The 20,654-nt window shown below is 74.1% G+C and carries 20 protein-coding genes; 13 read left to right on the forward strand and 7 right to left on the reverse strand.

Annotated elements, in window-relative coordinates; all coding sequences use genetic code 11:
- Nucleotides 1-109: 109 nt before the first annotated feature.
- On the reverse strand, nt 110-673 hold the full coding sequence (locus tag ACPT94_RS40320; protein WP_360335918.1) for a hemerythrin domain-containing protein: 564 nt from the start codon (nt 671-673) through the stop codon (nt 110-112).
- Between the two features lie 360 nt (nt 674-1,033).
- Between ACPT94_RS40320 and ACPT94_RS40325 the strand changes: the two genes are divergently transcribed.
- The 12 genes from ACPT94_RS40325 to ACPT94_RS40380 all read left to right on the forward strand — a co-directional run bounded on the left by ACPT94_RS40325 (nt 1,034) and on the right by ACPT94_RS40380 (nt 13,719).
- A complete protein-coding gene (locus ACPT94_RS40325) occupies nt 1,034-2,029 on the forward strand; it encodes an NAD-dependent epimerase/dehydratase family protein (protein WP_425248022.1) in 996 nt (331 codons plus the stop codon).
- A 46-nt stretch (nt 2,030-2,075) separates the two neighbouring features.
- Nucleotides 2,076-3,710, forward strand: a complete 1,635-nt coding sequence (locus ACPT94_RS40330; protein ID WP_425248023.1) for a carbamoyltransferase family protein — start codon at nt 2,076-2,078, stop codon at nt 3,708-3,710.
- A 296-nt stretch (nt 3,711-4,006) separates the two neighbouring features.
- Nucleotides 4,007-5,020, forward strand: coding sequence for a glycosyltransferase family 2 protein (locus tag ACPT94_RS40335; RefSeq protein ID WP_425248027.1), 1,014 nt, complete (start codon nt 4,007-4,009; stop codon nt 5,018-5,020).
- A complete protein-coding gene (locus tag ACPT94_RS40340) occupies nt 5,017-5,676 on the forward strand; it encodes a D-glycero-alpha-D-manno-heptose-1,7-bisphosphate 7-phosphatase (protein ID WP_425248024.1) in 660 nt (219 codons plus the stop codon). Before ACPT94_RS40335 ends, ACPT94_RS40340 begins: the two co-directional genes overlap by 4 nt.
- Entirely contained in the window at nt 5,673-6,680 is a 1,008-nt protein-coding gene (locus ACPT94_RS40345) for a glycosyltransferase family 9 protein (RefSeq protein WP_360335749.1), read from the forward strand. Before ACPT94_RS40340 ends, ACPT94_RS40345 begins: the two co-directional genes overlap by 4 nt.
- Nucleotides 6,677-7,639 (forward strand): glycosyltransferase, encoded by a 963-nt coding sequence (locus ACPT94_RS40350; RefSeq protein ID WP_425248025.1) that lies wholly within the window; start codon nt 6,677-6,679, stop codon nt 7,637-7,639. Before ACPT94_RS40345 ends, ACPT94_RS40350 begins: the two co-directional genes overlap by 4 nt.
- Complete coding sequence (locus tag ACPT94_RS40355; RefSeq protein WP_360335753.1) at nt 7,636-8,871, forward strand: glycosyltransferase; 1,236 nt, start codon at nt 7,636-7,638, stop codon at nt 8,869-8,871. Before ACPT94_RS40350 ends, ACPT94_RS40355 begins: the two co-directional genes overlap by 4 nt.
- On the forward strand, nt 8,868-9,509 hold the full coding sequence (locus ACPT94_RS40360) for a D-sedoheptulose-7-phosphate isomerase (protein ID WP_360335755.1): 642 nt from the start codon (nt 8,868-8,870) through the stop codon (nt 9,507-9,509). The genes ACPT94_RS40355 and ACPT94_RS40360 overlap by 4 nt, the downstream gene beginning before the upstream one ends.
- Nucleotides 9,506-10,936 carry a D-glycero-beta-D-manno-heptose 1-phosphate adenylyltransferase gene (gene rfaE2 / locus ACPT94_RS40365; protein ID WP_360335757.1) on the forward strand — a complete coding sequence of 477 codons (1,431 nt, stop codon included), beginning with the start codon at nt 9,506-9,508 and terminating at the stop codon, nt 10,934-10,936. Before ACPT94_RS40360 ends, rfaE2 begins: the two co-directional genes overlap by 4 nt.
- Nucleotides 10,933-11,916 carry a glycosyltransferase family 9 protein gene (locus ACPT94_RS40370; protein ID WP_360335759.1) on the forward strand — a complete coding sequence of 328 codons (984 nt, stop codon included), beginning with the start codon at nt 10,933-10,935 and terminating at the stop codon, nt 11,914-11,916. The genes rfaE2 and ACPT94_RS40370 overlap by 4 nt, the downstream gene beginning before the upstream one ends.
- Nucleotides 11,906-12,814, forward strand: a complete 909-nt coding sequence (locus ACPT94_RS40375) for a glycosyltransferase family 2 protein (protein WP_360335761.1) — start codon at nt 11,906-11,908, stop codon at nt 12,812-12,814. Before ACPT94_RS40370 ends, ACPT94_RS40375 begins: the two co-directional genes overlap by 11 nt.
- Complete coding sequence (locus ACPT94_RS40380) at nt 12,811-13,719, forward strand: glycosyltransferase family 2 protein (RefSeq protein ID WP_360335763.1); 909 nt, start codon at nt 12,811-12,813, stop codon at nt 13,717-13,719. Before ACPT94_RS40375 ends, ACPT94_RS40380 begins: the two co-directional genes overlap by 4 nt.
- Before the next feature lie 17 nt (nt 13,720-13,736).
- Here the strand turns inward: ACPT94_RS40380 and ACPT94_RS40385 are convergent, their stop codons facing one another.
- From ACPT94_RS40385 to ACPT94_RS40400, 4 genes are all read right to left on the reverse strand, one after another.
- Nucleotides 13,737-13,889: a hypothetical protein gene (locus tag ACPT94_RS40385; RefSeq protein ID WP_360335934.1), complete on the reverse strand. Its 153-nt coding sequence runs from the start codon at nt 13,887-13,889 to the stop codon at nt 13,737-13,739.
- 3 nt (nt 13,890-13,892) lie between these two features.
- Nucleotides 13,893-14,408 carry a DUF1360 domain-containing protein gene (locus ACPT94_RS40390; RefSeq protein WP_360335765.1) on the reverse strand — a complete coding sequence of 172 codons (516 nt, stop codon included), beginning with the start codon at nt 14,406-14,408 and terminating at the stop codon, nt 13,893-13,895.
- A gap of 107 nt (nt 14,409-14,515) precedes the next feature.
- Nucleotides 14,516-15,118, reverse strand: a complete 603-nt coding sequence (locus tag ACPT94_RS40395) for a TetR/AcrR family transcriptional regulator (protein ID WP_360335767.1) — start codon at nt 15,116-15,118, stop codon at nt 14,516-14,518.
- Nucleotides 15,119-15,151: 33 nt separating this feature from the next.
- Nucleotides 15,152-17,206, reverse strand: a complete 2,055-nt coding sequence (locus tag ACPT94_RS40400; RefSeq protein WP_360335769.1) for a galactose-binding domain-containing protein — start codon at nt 17,204-17,206, stop codon at nt 15,152-15,154.
- 326 nt (nt 17,207-17,532) lie between these two features.
- On the opposite strand from ACPT94_RS40400, the gene ACPT94_RS40405 reads away from it, so the two are divergent.
- A complete protein-coding gene (locus tag ACPT94_RS40405; protein ID WP_360335771.1) occupies nt 17,533-18,237 on the forward strand; it encodes a LuxR C-terminal-related transcriptional regulator in 705 nt (234 codons plus the stop codon).
- Nucleotides 18,238-18,252: 15 nt separating this feature from the next.
- Here ACPT94_RS40405 and ACPT94_RS40410 read toward each other — a convergent pair whose 3' ends face one another.
- The gene (locus ACPT94_RS40410) at nt 18,253-19,842 is read right to left on the reverse strand and encodes a bifunctional 3-(3-hydroxy-phenyl)propionate/3-hydroxycinnamic acid hydroxylase (protein WP_360335773.1); all 1,590 of its coding nucleotides are present in this window, start codon (nt 19,840-19,842) and stop codon (nt 18,253-18,255) included.
- Between the two features lie 152 nt (nt 19,843-19,994).
- Nucleotides 19,995-20,654 (reverse strand): LacI family DNA-binding transcriptional regulator (locus ACPT94_RS40415; RefSeq protein ID WP_425248026.1); only part of this gene is annotated, 660 nt, incomplete at its 5' end.

Below are 20,654 nucleotides of genomic sequence, written 5' to 3' on the forward strand. Positions count from 1 at the left end.
CACCGCCGCCGCTGCCCTCAAGTGCCCCTGCTCATCGGGTTCTTGCTGTGTCGAGTGTGGTTGATCACAGGCCTCGGCCCCCGGCGTCGTACAGGGGCCGTGACAGGTCTCAGCTCTCCTTGCCGCGCCCGCTCAGCGCGTCACGCATCCGGTCGACCATGCCCACTCCCGGTGCCAGCAGCTTGTTTGCCGGCGGCTTGTCCGGAGCGGACGGGTGGGGACGCGTCGGCGCCATCTTCTTCGCCTGGCGGACCTTGTCACCGAGGTCGTCGAGGGCGTCCGGCGGACACGCCTCGCGCAACCTGGGGAAGAGGTTCCCCTCCTCGTCGGCCACATGGGCGCGGATCTCGCTCATCAGCATGCCGACGAGCCGGTCGAACTCGGCGTCGTCGGCCGCGCAGCCCTCGAGATCCTTCATGATCTGTTCGGCCTTGGCGTGGTCCTCCAGCTCCTTGTCGGCCAGGGCGTCCCCGCCGGTGATGTGCCGGCGCACGGCCGGATAGAGGTAGGCCTCCTCGGCCACCGAGTGCCGGACCAGCTCCATCGTGGCCTGGTCCGCGTACAGCTTGCGGTCCTTGTGCCCCGACGGCAGCGCCTCGATCTTGCCGAAGAGCTCCTCGACCTCCCGGTGATCGGTCACCAGCTCGTCGATGACGTTCCCACCATGACCCATGTCCTCCACCTCCAGCCTGGGCACGGCGGCTCCGGTCGGACCCGCCAGGGCCCCGAGTGCCCCGCGTCGCGCTGCCGACACCGGTTTGCCGCTGGGATTCACGGTGTCGACGTTGCCGCTGGGGCAGGAGTCGCGGACGTGCTGGTGCTTGAGCACAATAGGGATCAACGTGTGAAAGCTACTGGCACGGGAACCCCCCAGCCAGTGCCGTCGGGAAAGCGGCGGCCGGCCAGGACGGTGCCGCCGATCGGCACGATCCGTGCGTCCTGCTCCTTCACTGTCTCCACAACGCTCCCGTGCCACGCCGGACCCCTCTGCTCCCGCTGTCCGGCGCCTGCGACCACGGGCGAAGGACGTCCCATGACTGATGCCACCTCCTGCCTGCCCTGGCGTCGTGCCGTGGTGACCGGCGGCGCCGGTTTCCTCGGCAGCCACCTGTGCGAACGCCTGCTGAGTTCGGGGGCCGAAGTCGACTGCGCGGACAACCTGGTGTCGGGTTCACGCGAGAACATCGCCCACCTCGAGGGCCGCCCCGGCTTCCGGTTCGTCGAGTGCGACGTCTCCGCGGCCGACTGCCCGGACCGTCTCGACGGGCCGTACGACGTCGTCCTGCACTTCGCGTGCCCCGCCTCCCCCGCCGACTACCTGCGGCTGCCGCTGGAGACACTGGACGTGGGCAGCCTGGGCACCCGCAACATGCTGGCCGTCGCGGAGCGTGACGGGGCCCGTTTCCTGCTCGCCTCGACGTCCGAGGTGTACGGCGACCCCCTGGTGCACCCGCAGCGCGAGGACTACTGGGGCAACGTCAATCCGGTCGGCCCGCGCAGTGTGTACGACGAGGCCAAGCGGTTCTCGGAGGCGCTGGTCACCGCCCATGTGCGGGCCCGGGACGCCGACGCCGGGATCGTACGTCTGTTCAATACGTACGGGCCGCGGATGCGCGCCCACGACGGCCGGGCCGTGCCCACCTTCGTCTGTCAGGCGCTGGCCGGAGAGCCGCTGACGGTGGCGGGAGACGGCAGTCAGACGCGGTCGCTGTGCTACGTGGACGACACGGTCGACGGAATCCTGCTGGTGGCCGCGAGCCACTCGGTGCGGCCCGTCAACATCGGCGGCGACGAAGAGGTCATGGTCCGGGACATCGCCCGCCGGGTGGTGGAGCTGACGGGGTCCTCCTCGCGCATCGAGTACGTCGACCGCCCCGTCGACGATCCGCAGCGCCGCCGCCCGGACACCGGCCTGGCCCGGGAGCTGCTGGGCTGGGTGCCCAGGGTGCCGTGGGAGGAGGGGATCAAGCACACGGTCGCCTACTTCGCCGCGACGCAGCCCACGCGCGAGCCGGCGCCGCCCGCCTGAGACCTCGTCCACCACGCCTTCCCCCACGCCGCCACGGAGGCCCTGAATGCGCGTCCTGGGAATCAACGCCCTTTTCCACGACCCCGCCGCCGCCCTCGTCATGGACGGCCGGATCGTGGCAGCGACGGAGGAGGAACGCTTCAGCCGTCGCAAGCACGGCAAACGGCCCGTCCCCTTCTCCGCGTGGGAACTGCCCGAGCTGTCCGCCCGCTGGTGCCTGGACCAGGCCGGGCTCGACCCGTCCGAGCTGGACGCGGTCGCCTATTCCTATGACCCCGAACTCGCCCGCCCCGCCGACCGGATGGGTCTGCACGACCCCTGGGACCACCTCCGTCAGGAATACGCGCGCCGCGCCCCGGAGTTCCTCGCCGAGGCGCTGCCCGGACTCGACCCGGCCAAGGTCCGCTTCGTCCCCCACCACGTCGCCCACGCCGCCTCGGCCGGCCAGGCCTCCCCCCACCCGGACTGCGCGGTGCTCGTGCTCGACGGACGCGGCGAGTGCGGCTCCCACCTCGCGGGCCGCTACGCGAACCGTGAACTGACCGTGCTGGGCTCACAGTCGCTGCCCGACTCGATGGGCCTGTTCTACGAGGACCTCACCCAGCACCTCGGATTCCTGCGCAGCAGCGACGAGTTCAAGGTGATGGCCCTCGCCTCCTACGGCCGCCCCCGCCACCTGGACCGACTGCGCGAGTACGTCCACCTGGACGGCGAGGGCGGCTTCCGGGCGCGGCCCGTCCCCTGGGCCTCCCTGGTGCCGCCGCGTCCGGCGGGCGCCCCCTGGACGCAGGAGCACGCCGACGTGGCCGCCAGCGCGCAGGCCTGTCTGGAGGAGGTGCTGCTCGGGCTGGTGCGGTGGCTGCACGACCGTACCGGTGAGAACGTGCTGACCCTCGCGGGCGGGGTGGCGCTCAACTGTGTGGCCAACACCCGCCTCTACCAGGAGGGGCCGTTCGAGCGCGTCTGGGTGCAGCCGGCGGCCGGGGACGCGGGCACGGCGCTGGGCGCCGCCCTGCACGTCGCCCATCAGAAGGAGACGGTGGAGGCGATGCCGACCGCCGCCCTGGGCCGTGGCTGGAGCGACGCGGAGCTGCGCGACTGGCTGGAGCGGGCGGCCGTCCCCTACGAGGAGCCCGAGGACATCGCGGAGACGGTCGCCGAGGAGTTGGCCCGGGACGGTGTCGTGGCCTGGTTCCAGGGCCGCAGCGAGTACGGGCCGCGGGCGCTCGGCCACCGCTCGCTGCTGGCCCACCCCGGGCGCGCGGAGAATCTGGAGCGCCTCAACGCCGTGAAGGGGCGCGAGGAGTTCCGCCCGGTCGCCCCCATGGTGCTGGCGGAGCGGGCGGCGGAGTTGTTCGACGGGCCGCTGCCCAGCCCGTACATGCTGTTCGTGCACGAGGTCGCCGCCGCGTGGCGGGAGCGGATCCCGGCCGTGGTCCATGTGGACGGCACGGCCCGGATCCAGACCGTGGACCGGGCGGACGAGCCGCTGGTGGCGCGGATGATCGACGGCTTCGAACGGCGGTCGGGGCTGCCCGTGGTCGTCAACACCAGCCTGAACACCGCCGGCCGGCCGATGGTCGACGATCCGCGCGACGCCCTGGAGTGCTTCGGCTCCGCACCCGTGGATCTGCTCGCGCTCGGGCCCTTCGCGATCCGCCGGAAGAAGGTGTTCGCATGACGGGCACCCCGGCCATGGGCGAGGACCCGGCCGTCGCGGGCACCCCGGCCATGGACGGCAACCCAGCCGAGGCGGGCACCCCGGCCGAGGCGGGCACCCCAGCCATGGGCGAGGACCCGGCCGTCGCGGGCACCCCGGCCATGGACGGCAACCCAGCCGTAGCGGACAGCCCGGCCGGCGCGGGCACCTCGGCCATGGGCGAGGACCCGGCCGTCGCGGGCACCCCAGCCATGGACGCGGCCGTGGCGGACAGCCCGGCCGTGGACGGCGACCCGGCCGTCGCGAGCACCTCGGCCATGGGCGAGGACCCGGCCGTGGCAGGCGCCCCCGCCTACGCCGTCGTCGTCCCGACGGTCGGGCGGGCCTGTCTCGCGGACTGCCTGCGCGCTCTCGCCGCGGCCGACGGTCACCCGCCCGAGGAGGTCGTCGTGGTGGACGACCGCCCCGACCCCGTCGGGGAGTTGCCGTTGGAGGCGGCGGGCGTCCTGCGCGGGCGGGTCCGCACGCTGCGCACCGGGGGACGCGGTCCGGCGGCCGCCCGCAACGCCGGCTGGCGCACGGTCGGCACGCCGTGGACGGTCTTCCTCGACGACGACGTGCAGGTGCTGCCGGACTGGTCCCGGCTCCTCGCCGACGACCTGAGGGCGGCCGACCCGACCGCCGGCGGCATCCAGGGCCGGCTGACCGTCCCCCTGCCTCAGGGCCGCAGGCCGACCGACTGGGAGCGGGGCACCGCCGGGCTGGAACAGGCCGCCTGGGCCACCGCCGACATGGCCTACCGGACGGCCACCCTGGTCGACGTCGGCGGCTTCGACGAGCGGTTCCGCAGGGCGTTCCGGGAGGACGCCGACCTCGCGCTGCGCGTCCGGGCCGCCGGGTGGACGCTGCGCCGCGGCCGGCGCACGACCCGCCACCCGGTGCGCCCGGCCGACCGCTGGGTGTCGGTACGCGCCCAGCGCGGCAACGCGGACGACGCCCTGATGAACCGGCTGCACGGCCGCGACTGGTGGACCCGCGCCGAAGCACCCCGCGGACGGCTCCCCCGGCACGTCCTGGTGACCGCCGCCGCGCTCGCCGCGTCCACCTGCGCGCTGGCGGGCCGGCGCCGCGCCGCCGGTGTCGCCGGCGCCCTGTGGACGCTGGGCACGGCCGAGTTCGCCCTGGCCCGCATCCGGCCGGGCCCCCGGAGCCGGCAGGAGATCGCCACCATGGTGGCCACGAGCGTGCTCATCCCCCCGCTCGCGGTACGCCACTGGCTCGAGGGCCTGCTACGCCACCGCGGGGCCGTACCGGTGGGAGGTCCGCTGTGAACCGGCGCACGATGGCCCACTCCCCCGCCGAGCGCGCCGTGGACCGCCCGGCCGAGGGCTCCGCGGCGGTCGGGCACGCCGTGTGCCGCCGCACCAGGGACGGCGGCGTTGGGGACCGTCCCGGCGCCCTCGCCGCCGTCCTCTTCGACCGCGACGGCACCCTCGTCGAGGACGTCCCCTACAACGGCGACCCCGAACTGGTACGACCGGTGCCGGGAGCCCGGCAGGCTCTCGACCTGCTGCGTGCCGCGGGCATCGCGACCGGGGTGGTGAGCAACCAGTCGGGTGTCGGCCGCGGGCTGCTCACGGACGCCGACGTGCGGCGCGTCAACGACCGCGCGGACGCGCTGCTCGGCGGTCTCGGCACATGGGTGTACTGCCCGCACCTGCCCGACGACGGCTGCGCCTGCCGCAAACCCGAACCGGGACTGGTGATCGAGGCGGCCCGCCGCCTGGGGGTGGCGCCGGCCGACTGCGTGGTGATCGGCGACATCGCCGCCGACGTACGGGCCGCGCACGCGGCGGGGGCGCGGGGCGTGCTGGTGCCCAACGCGGCGACGCTGCCCGACGAGGTCCGGACGGCGCCCAGGACCGCCCCCGACCTGCTCACGGCCGTCACCCGGCTCCTGGCGGAACCACGAGGAGGCGGGGCGTGAAAGCACTGGTCGTACGCCTCGACAGCTTCGGTGACGTGCTGCTCGCCGGGCCCGCCGTCCGCGCGGTCGCCGCGCACTGCTCGGGGGTGACGATGCTCTGCGGCCCGCGCGGCGAGCCCGCCGCCCGGCTGCTGCCCGGCGTGGACGAGGTGATCGTGTGGTCGGCGCCGTGGGAGGGCGTGGATCCGCCCTCGGTGCGGGAGGCGGACGTCGACGGCCTGGTGCGGCGTGTTCGGGAGGCCGCGTTCGACGTGGCGCTCGTCCTCACGTCGTTCCACCAGAGCCCGCTGCCCGCCGCCCTGGTGCTGCGGCTGGCCGGCGTCCGGCGGATCGGCGCCGACAGCGTCGACTACCCGGGCAGCCTCCTGGACGTGCGGCACCGGCGGCTGCCCGGCCGGCACGAGGCCGAGGCGGCGCTCGACACGGCCGCCGCGCTGGGCTTCCCGCCGCGTCCCGGGGACGACGGCCGGCTGCGTGTGCTGCCGCCGCCCGACACCATCGCGCTGACCGGCAACGGCCCGTACGTCGTCGTCCACCCCGGGGCCAGCGCACCCGCCCGCGCGTGGAGCCCGCAACGCTGCGCCGAGGCCGTGGCGCTGCTCGCCGACGCCGGTCACCGGGTGATCGTCACCGGCGGCCCCGACGAGACGGACCTGACCCGGCGGGTGAGCGGGGACACGGCGGTGGACCTCGGCGGCCAGACCGAGCCGCGCGTCCTGGCGGGCGTGCTGCGCACGGCCGACGTCGTGGTGTGCGGCAACACCGGGCCCGCCCATCTGGCCGCGGCCGTCGGCACCCCGGTGGTGTCCCTGTTCGCGCCCGTCGTCCCGGCGGAGCGGTGGGCGCCGTACGGCGTGCCGAGCGTGCTGCTCGGCGACCAGACGGCTCCGTGCGCGCGGAGCCGGGCCCGGCACTGCCCGGTCCCGGGTCATCCGTGTCTGGAGGAGGTCACGGCTCAGGACGTGGTGCAGGCGGTGCGGAAACTGCTCAAGGAGCGCGTATGAACATCCTTGTCTGGCATGTGCACGGCTCATGGCTGACGTCGTTGGTCCAGGGCCCGTACAGCTTCCTCGTCCCGGTGACCCCCGATCGCGGCCCGGACGGGCTGGGGCGCGCCAGAACCTGGGAATGGCCGCGCACGGTACGGGAGTCGACCCCCGACGAGCTGCGCGAAGCCGACATCGACCTGATGGTGCTGCAACGGCCGCACGAGGTGGAGCTGGCGCGGGAGTGGACCGGCCGCCGGCCCGGCGTCGACGTGCCCGCCGTGTACGTCGAGCACAACTGCCCGCACGAGTCGGCCGTCGACACCCGCCACCCCCTCGCCGACCGCACCGACATCACGCTCGTGCACGTCACCCACTTCAACCGTCTGATGTGGGACAACGGCCGCGCGCCGACGGCGGTGATCGAGCACGGCATCATCGACCCGGGCCGGCTGTGGACCGGTGAGGAGCCCCGCGCCGCGGTCGTCGTCAACGAACCCGTACGGCGCGGTCGTACGACCGGGACGGACCTGCTGCCGGGGTTCGCCCGCGCGGTGCCGCTGGACGTCTTCGGCATGCGCACGGAGGGACTCGCCGAGCACCTCGGGCTGCCGGCCGACCGCTGCCGCACCCGGGACCTGCCACAGGGCGAACTGCACCCGGCGATGGCCCGCTGCCGCCTCTACCTGCACCCCGTCCGGTGGACGTCGCTCGGACTGTCCCTGCTGGAGGCGATGTTCCTCGGCATGCCCGTGGTGGCGCTGGACACCACCGAGGTGCGGGAGGCGGTGCCCGAGGGAGCGGGGGTGGTCTCCAACCGGATCGACGTGCTGGAGGACGCCGTCCGCCGCTTCGCCGCGGATCCCGCCCACGCCCGCGCCACAGGGGAGGCCGCCCGGGCCGCGGTACAGGCCCGCTACGGAGAACGGCGTTTCCTGGACGACTGGGAACGCCTGATCAAGGAGGTCACCCGATGAGCCCCAGCCATCCGACGGCCGGCCGCGTCGCCATGGTCTCCGAGCACGCCAGCCCCCTGGCCGAGCTCGGCGGCCCGGACGCGGGCGGGCAGAACGTGTACGTGGCCCAACTGGCCCGGCTGCTGGCCCGCCGGGGGCACGAGGTCGCGGTGTACACGCGCCGCGACGACCCCCGGCTGCCGGAGCGGGTCACCACGGCGGACGGGGTGAAGGTGGTGCATGTGCCCGCCGGGCCGCCCGCTCCCATACCCAAGGACGAACTCCTGCCGTACATACCGGACTTCGGCGCATGGCTGGCGCGGGAGTGGGCGACGGAGCCACCCGACGTGGTGCACGCCCACTTCTGGATGTCCGGGATGGCCGCGGTGGCCGGGGCGCGTTCCCTGGGTGTGCCCGTCGTGCAGACGTACCACGCGCTCGGCACGGTGAAGAAGCGGCATCAGGGCGCCGCCGACACCAGTCCGCCGCAGCGCGTCGCCATCGAGACGGCGGTGGGGCGGGAGTGCGCCGGCATCATCGCCACCTGCGAGGACGAGGTGGGCGAGCTGGTCGCGATGGGGCTGCCGCGCGACCGCATCTCCGTCGTCCCCTGTGGTGTGGACCCCACACGGTTCGCCCCGGTGCCCGCCGCGCGGCGGCCCGCGTCCGCGCGGCGCAGGCTGCTCTCGGTCGGCCGGCTCGTCCCCCGCAAGGGCTTCGACCGGGCGATCCGTGCCCTGGCCGACGTGCCCGACGCGGAGCTGCTCGTCGCCGGCGGACCCGAACCGGCCCTGCTGGGGGCCGAGCCCGAGGCGGAGCGGCTCAGCGCGCTCGCCGAGGAGTGCGGGGTCGCCGACCGGGTGACGCTGCTGGGCGGCGTGAGCCCCACCCGGATGCCCCGGTTGATGTCCGGGGCGGACCTGGTGCTGTCCCTCCCCCGCTACGAGCCGTTCGGCATCGTCCCGGTCGAGGCGATGGCCTGCTGCGCACCCGTCGTCGCCACCGCCGTGGGCGGGCAGCTCGACACCGTCGTGGACGACGTGACGGGCGTCCTGGTCCCGGCCGACGGCGACCACGACCTCGGCGGCACCCTGCGCCGTCTCCTCGACGACCCGGCCCGGCTCGCCCGGTACGGCGCCGCCGGCCGGCGCCGTGTCCTCGCCCACTACACGTGGGACCGCGTCGCCGACGGGGTGACCCGGGTCTACAGCGCCGTCTCCTCCGTTCCCTCGCTCTCGGGAGTCGTCCGATGAAACTCGCCAGCGACGTCACGCACTGCGACGACCTGATGAAGGCGCTCGAGGGCTTCCGCGAGTACGCCTCCCCCGTCGTCCAGCGGTGGGGCGCCACCCTCGCCGACCGGCTGGGGACGGGCGCCCGGCTCCTGGTCGCGGGCAACGGCGGCAGCGCCGCCCAGGCCCAGCATCTGACCGCCGAGCTGGTCGGCCGCTACCGCGACGACCGCCCGCCGTTCTCCGCGCTCGCCCTGCACGCCGATACGTCCTCCACGACGGCGATCGCCAACGACTACGGCGTGCAGGAGATCTTCGCCCGGCAGGTCGTCGCGCACGGCCGGGCCGGGGACGTCCTGCTCCTGCTGTCCACCAGCGGCGCCAGCGCGAACCTGCTGGTCGCGGCGGAGGAGGCCAGTCGCCTCGGTATGACCGTCTGGGCGCTGACCGGCCCGGCGCCCAACCCGCTGGAGGGAGGCGCGGACGCGGCCGTGTGCGTGGAGGCGGCGACGTCCGCCACGGTCCAGGAGCTGCACCTGGTGGCCGTTCACATGCTCTGCGAGTCCTTCGACCGGACCGTGGAGCGGCGCGCGGCCGTCGAGCGGCGGCGTGCGCCCGCGAACCGGTGGACGGCCCTGGCGGGGAAGGACGGCCGATGAGTGCCCCCGCGCCGCTGGTCGTCGTCGGGGACGCGCTGCTCGACCACGATCTGTGCGGGCGGGCCGAGCGGCTGGCCCCCGACGCGCCCGTGCCGGTCGTCAGCGAGGCCCGGCGCACCTCCCGGCCGGGCGGCGCCGCGCTCGCGGCCACGCTCGCGGCGGCCGACGGCCGGCCCGTCACCCTGGTCACCGCGCTCGGTGACGACGAGGCCAGCGAGGCCCTGGTCCGGCTGCTGGCCGACCGGGTGCGCCTGGTGCGGCTGCCCCTGACCGGCGCCCTGTCCAGCAAGACCCGGGTCCTCGCGGAGGGCACTCCCCTGCTGCGCCTCGACGACGGTGAGGGCCGTGCCCGGGAGGCCACGGACGAGGCGCGGCGGGCCGTCGCCGGGGCCGGCGCCGTTCTCGTCGCCGACTACGGCCGGGGCACCGCCGAGGTGCTGCGCGAGGCGCTCGCGTCGGCGGCCGCGCGGGTGCCCGTCGTCTGGGATCCGCACCCGCGCGGGGAGCCGCCGGTGCCCGGCGTCCGGCTCGTCACGCCGTCCGCGAGCGAGGCCCGCGCCTTCGCCGGCGGTGAGTCGCCCGCGGACGCGAGCGCGCTGCGGACGGCGGCCCGGGACGCCGACACCCTGGTCCGTGCCTGGAAGGCGGCCTCCGTGGCCGTCACGCTCGGCGGGCGGGGCGCCCTGCTGTCGCACGGCGAGACGCCGCCGCTGCTGGTGCCGTGCCCGGTCACGGCCGAGGGCGACGCCTGCGGTGCCGGGGACCGGTTCGCGGCGGCCGCAGCCGGGCTGCTGGCGGACGGTGAGCTCATCGAGACCGCCGTGCGGGGAGCCGTGCACGCGGCGACCCGGTATGTCGCCGAGGGAGGCGTCCGCTCGGTCGCGACGGACACGGCGGCCGCCCCGGCCGTGCCCGCGACGGCCGACGGCGACCCGACGGACGACGCGCTGCGCACGGCCGCCCGGGTGCGGGCCGCGGGGGGCACCGTCGTCGCCGCCGGCGGCTGCTTCGACCTGCTGCACGCCGGCCATGTGGCCCTGCTCCAGGCCGCGCGCCGTACCGGGGACTGCCTGGTGGTGTGCGTCAACTCGGACGCGTCCGTGCGCCGCCGCAAGGGCCGCGGTCGGCCGCTCGTCCCGGTGGCGGACCGGATCCGGGTGCTGCGCGCCCTGGAGTGCGTCGACGCGGTCGCCGTGTTCGACGAGGACACCCCGGAGCGGCTCCTGGCCGAACTGCGCCCGCACATCTGGGCCAAGGGCGGCGACTACGCGCTGGAACGGCTGCCGGAGGCCTCCCTGGTGGAGAGCTGGGGCGGGCAGGTCGTCCTGTTCCCCTACCTGGACGGCCGCTCCACCACCGGCATCGCGGAGAAGGCGGCGCTGTCCCCCCGGCCGACGGACCTGGCGCCGGAACGGGGGCGCCGGTGACGCCCCGTCTGCTGGTGCTGCGCGCGCTGGGCCTGGGCGATCTGCTCGCCGGGGTGCCCGCGCTGCGGGGCATACGCCGGGCCTGCCCCGGACATCAGGTCGTCCTGGCCCTGCCACCGGCCCTGCGCGAGGCGGCCCTGGCCACCGCGGCCGTGGACGTCGTCCTCCCGGCAGAGGCGCCCCGGCGGGGCGTGCCGTCGCTCACCCACTGGACGGGACCACCCCCCGAGCTCGCGATCGACCTGCACGGCAACGGTCCCGCGAGCCGCGACGCGCTCGCCGCCCTCACCCCCCGCCGGTTGCTGGCCTTCGCCCAGCCCACGCCCCGGCCTCCCGAGTGGCGGCCGGACGAACACGAACGTGAGCGCTGGTGCCGCTTCCTCGCGGCCTACGGCATCGCCGCCGACCCCGACGACGTACGGCTCCCCGCGCCGGCCACGGCGTCCCCCGCGCCGGGAGCGGTGGTGGTCCACCCGGGGGCGGAGTCCGCGTCCCGCCGCTGGCCGGCCGAGCGCTACGCCGTCCTCACGCGCGCGGTGCGCGCCGCCGGGCACCGTGTCGTGGTCACCGGCGGCCCCCGGGAGGACGCGCTGGTGCTGGACGTCGCCGCCCGCGCGGGCCTGCCGGAGCGGGACGTGCTGTGCGGCGGGCTGCCGTTCGGCGAGCTGTCGGCGCTGGTGGCGGGCGCCGCACTCGTGGTCAGCGGCGACACCGGGCTCGCGCATCTCGCGGTGGCCCACGCCACGCCGTCCGTGACGCTGTTCGGGCCGGTCTCCCCGGCCCTGTGGGGCCCGCCCCGCTCCCCGCGCCACCTCGCCCTGTGGAAGCCCGGCCCGCCGGGCGACCCGCACGGCGACGTCCCCGACCCCCGGCTCCTGCGGATCGACGCCGACGAGGCCACCGCCGCGGCCCTGGCCCTGCTGCGGTCCGACAGGACGCAGGCCCCGCACCGGGAGGGAGAGGAAGCCCGTGTCCGCTGAGCCCGTCCGCGAGGCGGAACCGGACGGCCGGGTCACCGTCGCGATCATCACCCGCGACCGCCGCGCCGGCGTCCTGCGCACCCTCGACGCCCTGTCGGCGCTGCCGGAACGACCGCCCGTCATCGTCGTCGACAACAGCTCCGACGACGCGACCGTCGAAGCGGTACGCCACCACCCGGCCGCCACCCGCGTCCTCCGGCCCCGGGAGAACACCGGCGCCGTGGGCCGCAATCTCGCGGTACGGCAGGCCACCACGCCCTACGTCGCGTTCAGCGACGACGACTCCTGGTGGGCGCCGGGCGCGCTGCGGCGGGCGGCGGACCTGCTCGACGCCTATCCCCGCCTGGGCCTGGTGGCCGCCCGTACCCTCGTCGGCCCCGACGGGGCGGAGGACCCGCTCAACGCCGTCCTCGCCGATTCCCCCCTGCCGCACGAACCCGACCTGCCCGGCCGCCCGGTGCTCGGTTTCCTGGCCTGCGCGAGTGTGGTGCGCCGGGACGCCTTCCTCGGGGCGGGCGGCTACCACCCGCTGCTCTTCTTCGGCGGCGAGGAGACCCTGCTCGCCTACGACCTCGCGGCCGACGGCTGGGGGGTGACGTACGAACCGACGCTGACGGCCTGCCACCACCCGGAGCCCGGTGGCCGCGACGGGCGCAGCCATCAGGTGCGGCGCAACGAGGTGCTGACGATGTGGCTGCGCCGCCCCCTTCCCGTGGCGCTGCGCGGCGGCGCGCGCCTCGGGGTCGCCGCCGTCGCCGGTGAGCCGGGCGCCCGCCGCGCGCTGCGGGAGGTGGTGGCGCGTCTGCCCGCCGCTCTCGCGCGGCGCAGGCAGCTGCCGCCGGACGTGGAGCGTGCGGCCAGGTTGCTGGACGGCGGCGCGAAGGGCGGGCCCGTATGAGCACACCCGCGACGGACGACCGGACCACGGTCGTGGTGATCACCCACAACCGGCGCGACGAGCTCCTGCGCACGCTCAGCCGCCTGCGTGAGCTGCCCGAGCGGCCCCAGGTGATCGTCACCGACAACGCCTCGTCCGACGGCACGGCCGAAGCGGTCCGGCGCGACTTCCCCGAGGTCCTGCTGCTGGAGCCCGGGACGAACCTCGGCGCGATCGGCCGCAATCTGGCGGTGCGCCACGCCCGTACGCCGTACGTGGCGTTCTGCGACGACGACACCTGGTGGGAGCCGGGCAGTCTGCGGCGGGCGGCGGACCTGCTCGACGGGCGGCCGTGTCTGGCCGGTGTGACGGCCCGTATCGTCGTGGAGCCGTCCGGCACCGAGGACCCCGTCGTCAAGGAGCTGCGCGAGTCGCCCCTGACCGGCCCCGACTTCCTGCCGGGACCGCCCCTCGGCTCCTTCCTCGCGGCCGCGTCCGTCCTGCGCACCGACGCCTTCCGGGGCGCGGGCGGTTTCCATCCCGGTCTGTGGCTCGGCGGCGAGGAGGAGCTCCTGGCCACCGATCTGCTGCGGCAGGGCTGGTGGCTGAGCTACGTGGAGGAGCTGACGATCCACCATCAGGCGTCGCTGGCCCGGGACAGCAGGGAACGCCGGATCCTGGGGATCCGCAACACGCTGTGGTTCACCTGGCTGCGCCGCCCGCTCCTGCCGGCCCTGCGGCGCACGGCGGGCCTGATGGCGACGGTCCCCCGGGACCGGGCCTCGGTCCGCGCCTTCGCCCTCGCGGCGGCCGGACTGCCCTGGGTGCTCAGGCAGCGCGCCCCGGTGCCGCCGGAGATCGAGCGTCGGCTGGCGGCGCTGCAGCGGGCCCGGAAGTCGTCGACGGCCCGCCGGTACGTCGGGTGAGGGCCGGCCGGGATCCGTCAGGAGTCGCTGTCGTCGCCGACGACCTCCTCCTCGTCGTCGCGCTCGCCCTCCGCCTGGGAGGGGGTCGGGTACTCGGTCGTGTCCAGGGTGTCCTCGTCGTCCCGTTCGCCCTCGGCCTGGGACGGGGTCTGGTGGCTCATCGTGCTCACGGCTCACTCCTCGGTGCTCTGCTGGGTCCAGGTCCAGGCGTACTGCAGCCAGTCCGCCGTCGTGACGGCGCCGAGGCCCGCGCAGACCAGTCGGGTGGCCCGGGGGGTCCAGGCGTACGAACACACCAGGGCCCCGGCCACCCAGACCGAGACGCAGAACGGGCAGGACACCAGGTCGCCGACGGCGCGTCGCACGCCGGTGCCCCGGGGTTCGTCGATGACCTCGCCGGCCGGGGCCTCGGACCCGTGGTGGGTGAAGGGCGCCCGCACAAAGCTGGTGATCTTGTCCCTGGACAGCAGCCGGGACGCCTTGTACGTGGCCGTGCCCAGGAGGACGACATCCCACGGCGGCACCTGCTGCGGCAGCTGCACGCCCCGGCGCCGCGCGACGCCGGCGAAGACGGCGGCACCGGCCGTGAAGGCGGCGGTGAGCAGGGCGTAGCCCGCGAGGGGCACGGAGCCCTGGTCCTCGTTCCGGTCGTCGTTGTGGTCCTCGTGACGCGCGGCGTCCGCGGCCATGACACCTCCTGGAGCGATCCGGTCTTCTCGTGGGCTCGCCCCGAGTTCCCCCAGGCGCCCGGCACCACACGCGCCCGCTCGGGTGGCCGGCGCACCGGCGGAGAACGTCAGCGCGTATCGGCCTGGACCAGACCGGCGATGTGGGCGGTGACCGTGTCGAGGATGTCGGTCCAGGCCGCGTCATCGCCGAGCACGAGGTAGTTGAGGGTCAGCCCGTCGGTGACGGCGGCCAGGTAGCGGGCCAGGACGGAGACGGGCACGCGGAGCCGGAAGTCCATGCTCCTGCGGAGCTGGTCGATGAGCTCCGCGTACGTGGCTCCGTACACCTCGTACTGGCGGCGCGCCAGGTGCTCGAAGCCCGGCTGGCGCAGGGCGTACTGGGTCAGTTCGTAGGTGAGCATGTGCTCGTCGGGGTGGGTGCGGACGTGGTCCCAGTACGCCTGGAAGCCGGCCCGGACGGTCTCCTCGAGTGTCGCCCGGGGCCGTATGGCCTCCTTCACCATGGTGACGGAGTGGTCGGTGATGGTGGTGATGACGGACTCGACCAGTGCCTGCTTGGAGTCGAAGCAGTAGTGGAAGACGCTGAGGGACACACCCGCCTCGGCGGCGATGGACCGGGTCGTCGCCTTGGCGACGCCGTCCCGGGCCATGACTCTGATCGCCGCTTCCGTCAGCTGTCGGCGCCGTTCGGCCGACGGCATCCGTGCCATTCGTGTGCCCCTCGTGCTCGTGGCGGCCTGTGGTCAGCCGCTGTGGACGCCCACCTCGTGGAGCGAGTATCCCCAGTCGGTGCCGCGTTCCAGGCCGTGGACGCGGACGTAGCGGGCCGGTGTGCCGGTGAACCGGGCCGTGTCCAGGCCGCCGTCGCCGGAGGTGGTGGACCAGGCGGTCTGCCAGGTCACGCCGTCGGTGGAGAGCTCGACGCGGTACGACTTGCCGTACGCGCGCTCCCAGTCGAGCGTGACGCGCCCGACCCGGTGCGTGGAGCCCAGGTCGATCCGCAGCCACTGGTCGTCGCTCCAGTCGCTGGCCCAGCGGGTGCCGGCGTCGCCGTCCACGGCCCGCCCGGGGGCGTAGCTGGTGAACGGGTTGGACTCCGCCGAACTGGCCGTCGCCGCGGCGCCCTTGGCGAGGTTGACCCCGGCCTGGTGCTGCTCGGTGCCGCCCCAGGTGTCGAGGTAGGACTCGGCGCCCCGGAAGAGGTCGTCCACCACGCCCTGGCCGCCGACGAGCCGGATGTCCTCGATCCAGTCGGGGATCATGCCGACGTGGGCGGCGCCGTCGGTGTTGAGGTCGAAGGTGCGCTGACCGGTGGTCTGCCGGTCGATCACCGAGCCGCCGTCGACGCTCCTGAAGGGGTACGTGACCTTGTGGGCGGCGTCCGCGCCGCGCGGGGCGGGGTGGTCGCCGATGCCGTTGAAGTCGGTGCCGTACCCGTATCCCACTCCGTACTTCGCGCGCAGCGCGTCCGTGCGCTGGGCCTCCGCGCTGAACTCCGGGGAGCCGTGCATGTACTGGGCGACGAAGCCGCCGAGGGAGTAGACGCGCTCGGTCCAGTCGAGGTCCATCCAGCTGTGCGAGGAGAGCACGCCCGGGTAGGACTCGGCATCGAAGATGTCGAGCACCCGGCCGGTGGCCTTGACGCTCATGTGGTCGATCTCCAGCATCATCTTGCGCTTCATCATGCCCCGCACGGCGTACTCGCCGAGGGAGGTGAGCCCGCGCACGTTGCACTGGGCGTCACCGCTGTACTCCGGCACCTCGGTGCCCGCCGGCAGCTCGTCCTCCGCGTCGGAGGCGGCGTTGCCGATGGGGTTGTCGTGCTGCGGGCCGGTGCACTTCTCGGTCTTCCAGAACGTGCCGGTCGACAGGAACTGGCCGACGTTGATGGCCGTGCCGAGGCCGCCCTCGTCGAAGCGGACGCCGCACAGGGCGTTGTCGAACTTGTGGCACAGGAACATGCTGCGCACGCCCAGCGCGTACAGCTCGTCCAGCCCCTTGTCGATGTCCTCCTTGCTGCACTGGGCGATGTCCAGGATCTGCTTGCAGCCGAAGGGTTCGGAGGTCTCGACGCCCAGGATGACGGCGAGCTTGCCCTGCTTGATGACCTCACGGGCCTGTGCGCTGTCGGTGACGATCCGGAACCAGCCCTTGCCGGTGCCGCCGTACATCTTGTCGATGTACGCCTGGAGGTCGTACGTCAGTTTGGCCTGGAGCCGGATCGAGGTCATCTCGTCGCAGCCGCGGTCCTTGAAGAAGTAGACGGAGCAGATCACGCCGTTGGTGACGAGGTCGTTGACGAGGACCCGCTGGCCGCCGCGCCAGGCGCGTTCGATCCAGGCGTAGTAGTTCGCCTGGTGGGTCATCGAGTCGTAGGCGGGCCAGTCCTTGAACGTCGGCCAGCCGACCGGGTCGTGCTTGCCGTCACCGCCGTGGGTGATGTAGTCGAAGATCGCGAGGGTGCCGTCGGGGTAGTGCTCGGGGCAGTCCTTGAGCGCGTCGGCGATCCCGGCCGCGGAGAACGTCTTGCCGCAGATGAGCCGCCCGCCGAAGGCCTCGTTGGACAGCAGGTGGTTGTGCGCGTCGACGAAGCCGCGCACCTCGCCCTGGGCGTTGGTGCCGGTGAACGGCTCCCCGGTGACGTTGATCTGGGAGTCCGGCGCGGGCCGTGCGGTCGGCACCCACCAGTCGGTGCCGGCCGCCGAACTCGGCGTGGGGCCGAGGATCGTGGCCAGCACGAGGAGGAGCAGCGACACGGCGGTGACGTCTCTGCGTCGGTGGTACGGGCGTCGAGTCATGGTCACTACCCACGTCCATCGGTCGGCGGGACGCACGGTCGACGAACCGGGCCGTCCGGAGGTCCGGAGGCCCGGCAAGTTGTCATGACCGGCGCAATATTGTGACGAGGATCTCCAGCGCCGCTTTCCGAGTCAAGAGTCCGGGACGCTTGACCTGATGAGCCTCAGCCGCCTGGCGGCCTGAGACGCCCGGCGGCCGAGACCGTCGAACCTCCGGGACACCCGTGTGTGACCCAGACCACGATGAAAACGGTGTCGTTTCGATAGGGCGGGGGCTAGTCTGAGCCTCAAGTGAACGAAACGGTTTCGTTCGGAAAGTGGATGTCATGAGGAGCATCTCCGTACTCGTCGTCAACGACCAGTCCCTGCAGCGCCTCGGCCTGCGCATGCTCCTGGCCGCCGAGCCCGGTCTGACCGTCGTGGGCGAAGCGGCGAGCGGGACCGAGGCGGTCCGTATGAGCGCCGCGCTCCGTCCCGACGTCGTCCTGGTGGACAGCCACGCCCACGAGACGGACGACATCGAGGCCATCCGCCGCATCCGGCGGTCACCCCGGCTCGCCCGGACCCCAGAACCCGCCGGAACAGGGACGCCCCCTCCGCGCGTCCTGGTCCTGGCCCCCGCCGACGACGAGGGTTACGCCTACGCCGCCCTGCGCGCCGGAGCCGACGGATTCCTCTCCAAGGACGCCACCCCCGACGCGCTGATCGCGGCCGTCCGGGCCGTGGCCGCCGGGGACGCGGCGATCACCCCCGCCCTGACCCGCGCCCTCATCGACACCGTCCGCCGGCAGCACACCACCGGGCCCGTCCCCCGCGACAGCGGGCTCGGCGCACTCACGGAGCGGGAGCGCGACGTGCTCACCGCTGTCGCCTCCGGCTGGTCCAACGCGGAGATCGCCGCCCGGCTGTCCATCGCCCCGACCACCGTCAAGTCCCACGTCAGCCACATCCTCGCCAAGATCGGCGCCCGCGCCCGAGTCCAGGCGGTGGCCTTCGCCTACGAGTACGGACTGGTCGGGTCCGCGGCCTGACGTCGCCGCCCTGCGCTACGCGCACAGTTGCCGACGGGCGGACGCGAGCAGCGGCCCGGTCTCACCCGCGCGGTGCACACCGCCGAACACATAGTGGTCGGGGCGAGCGAGCACCACTTCGCACGACTGGCGGCGCATCCAGGCGTCCAGGACGCCCTCCGCCTCGCGGTACTCGTCCGGCCGGCCCGCCGCCCCACCGTCGACCGGAGGGAGGAGGCGGACGAGGGTGACCGGGAACCCTCCGGCGGCCCGGTGCGCGCGCAGCGCCGATTCGACCTCGGCGAGGCCCGCGCCCTGCCGGACCACCAGCCGGAAGGCGCCTGCGGTGAACTCGTCGAGCAGTCCGGTCCTTCCCCCGCCGTCGGTCACTCTCGGCTGCGGCAGAATGTCGCCGCGCGCGAGGAAACCTTCCGGCGCGAGGAATCCCGTCCCCAGCCCGGGTATCAGGGACTGCCGGACGGTCCCTTCCGGCCGCTCCGCCAGCTCCGCCAGCAGGTCCGCGTCACGCTTGGCGGCGGTCGCCTCGTCCCGTTCGCAGATGACGTGGCCGAACTCCTTGGCGACGAGCGTCACTTGCCGCACATGCGGCTCACGCTCCCGCTGGTACGTGTCCAGGAGCCGCTCGTCGGCACTCCCACGCAGATGCAGGGCCAGCTTCCACATCAGGTTGGACGCGTCGCGGATGCCCTGGCACATGCCCTGCGCCAGGAACGGCGGCGTCATGTGGGCCGCGTCCCCCAGGAAGAACAGGCGCCGCACGCGCCAGCGGTTCAGGACCAGCGCATGGAAGCGGTAGGTCGCCGCCCGCCACAGGTCGTAGTCCTCGGGGGCCAGCCACCGCGACAGCAGGGCACGGATGAACTCCGGGTCCGACACGTCCTCGGGACGCTCGTCCGGGTTGATCATGAACTCCCAGCGGCGATGGCTCCCCGGGCCCACGACGAACGTACTGGGGCGTGCCGGCTCGCAGTACTGGACGTTGGTCCGCGGCAGCCCGTCCCCCGCGCCGGGGCGCAGCAACAGGTCGACCACCAGCCACGGCTGGTCGAACTCCAGGTCGTCCATGCTCAGGCCCAGCCGTCTGCGGACGGGGCTGCCGCCGCCGTCACAGGCCAGCACATACCGCGTACGCACCGCGCGTCGGCGACCTGAGGCGTCGACCGTCTCGACGGTGGCGCCGCCCTGGCCCTGTTCCAGGCCCGTCACCTCGGTGCCGAGGTGCAGCTCCACGTTCTCCGCCCGCGTGAGGCGCTGCCGCAGCGCGCCTTCCAACCGCGGCTGGTGGAAGACGTAGTTGGGTGCCCACCCGAGGAGGTGCGGTGGCGGCGCGGTGCCGATGCGCTTGATGACCTGTCCGTCACCGTTGTGGTACTCGGACGGCCGGTAGGGCATGACATGGTCCGCGATCGCGTCGGCCAGGCCGAAGCCGGCGAACACGCGCATCGCCTCCTGGTCGAACCCGATGGCGCGGGGCCGGGTCTCGATGTCCGCGGCTCGGTCGAACGCCACGGTCCGAAGACCGAGGTCGTGAGCCAGGTTCGCGGCCGTGGCCCCGACGGGGCCGAGACCCACGATCGCCACGTCGGCATCAAAGTCATCGGTCACGAGCACGCCCTCCGGGTCAAGGCCGTTGTTCGCCGGTACCGCGGGACCGTATTCGTCAGGTGGCAGACCGTCAAGACTTTGACAAATAAGGGTCGCGCCGTCGCACTCGTCGGCTCGACCGTCGGCCGCGTCGGGCGAGTACGAGCAGTGGATCAGGCGGGCTCGGCCGTGGTGCCGCGGACGACGAGGTGCGGGGGGAGGACGACCTCACGGGGTTCGGTGCGGTCCTGGTCCAGGCGTTCGACGGCGGCGGCCACCGCGTGCCGGGCCTGTTCCCGGGCGCCCTGGCTGACGGTGGTCAGGTTGAAGCAGCTGAGGCGGGAGAGGGCGTCGTCGTCATATCCGGCCACGGACACCTCGCCCGGGACGGAGACACCGGCGCGGGCGAGGGCGGCGAGGACACCGATGGCGCACTGGTCGTTGTAGGCCACGACGGCGGTGGGCAGGGCGCCGCCGCCCAGGAGATGGCGGGCGGCGCGTTCGCCGGCCGCTTCCGTGTTGTCGCCGTGCAGGACCCTGATGTGCGCGTCCAGGCCGTGGCGGCGCATGGCGGTGCGGTAGCCGCGGCGCCGGTCGGTGGCGATGACGCCCTTGCCGCCGTCGATGTGGACGATGTCGCGGTGGCCGAGGCCCACGAGGTGGTCGACGACCTGCCCCACTCCGTCGTCGTCCGCGGTGATGTGGACGATGTCGCGGTGGCCGAGGCCCACGAGGTGGTCGACGACCTGCCCCACTCCGTCGTCGTCCGCGGTGCGGATGACGTCCCCCGCCGCCGCGGCCGACCCCCCGCCGCACGCCCGCACCCGGGCCGT

The sequence above is a fragment of the Streptomyces aurantiaciflavus genome (assembly GCF_049808595.1).
Taxonomy (GTDB): domain Bacteria; phylum Actinomycetota; class Actinomycetes; order Streptomycetales; family Streptomycetaceae; genus Streptomyces.

Coding starts and splice junctions, on each gene's coding strand:
- ACPT94_RS40405 (WP_360335771.1), top strand. CDS start 17,533: ATGAGGAGCATCTCCGTACTCGTCGTCAACGACCAGTCCCTGCAGCGC.
- ACPT94_RS40395 (WP_360335767.1), bottom strand. CDS start 15,118: ATGGCACGGATGCCGTCGGCCGAACGGCGCCGACAGCTGACGGAAGCG.
- ACPT94_RS40355 (WP_360335753.1), top strand. CDS start 7,636: ATGAGCCCCAGCCATCCGACGGCCGGCCGCGTCGCCATGGTCTCCGAG.
- ACPT94_RS40390 (WP_360335765.1), bottom strand. CDS start 14,408: ATGGCCGCGGACGCCGCGCGTCACGAGGACCACAACGACGACCGGAAC.
- rfaE2 (WP_360335757.1), top strand. CDS start 9,506: ATGAGTGCCCCCGCGCCGCTGGTCGTCGTCGGGGACGCGCTGCTCGAC.
- ACPT94_RS40320 (WP_360335918.1), bottom strand. CDS start 673: ATGGGTCATGGTGGGAACGTCATCGACGAGCTGGTGACCGATCACCGG.
- ACPT94_RS40330 (WP_425248023.1), top strand. CDS start 2,076: ATGCGCGTCCTGGGAATCAACGCCCTTTTCCACGACCCCGCCGCCGCC.
- ACPT94_RS40380 (WP_360335763.1), top strand. CDS start 12,811: ATGAGCACACCCGCGACGGACGACCGGACCACGGTCGTGGTGATCACC.
- ACPT94_RS40325 (WP_425248022.1), top strand. CDS start 1,034: ATGACTGATGCCACCTCCTGCCTGCCCTGGCGTCGTGCCGTGGTGACC.
- ACPT94_RS40350 (WP_425248025.1), top strand. CDS start 6,677: ATGAACATCCTTGTCTGGCATGTGCACGGCTCATGGCTGACGTCGTTG.
- ACPT94_RS40335 (WP_425248027.1), top strand. CDS start 4,007: ATGGGCGAGGACCCGGCCGTGGCAGGCGCCCCCGCCTACGCCGTCGTC.
- ACPT94_RS40400 (WP_360335769.1), bottom strand. CDS start 17,206: ATGACTCGACGCCCGTACCACCGACGCAGAGACGTCACCGCCGTGTCG.
- ACPT94_RS40360 (WP_360335755.1), top strand. CDS start 8,868: ATGAAACTCGCCAGCGACGTCACGCACTGCGACGACCTGATGAAGGCG.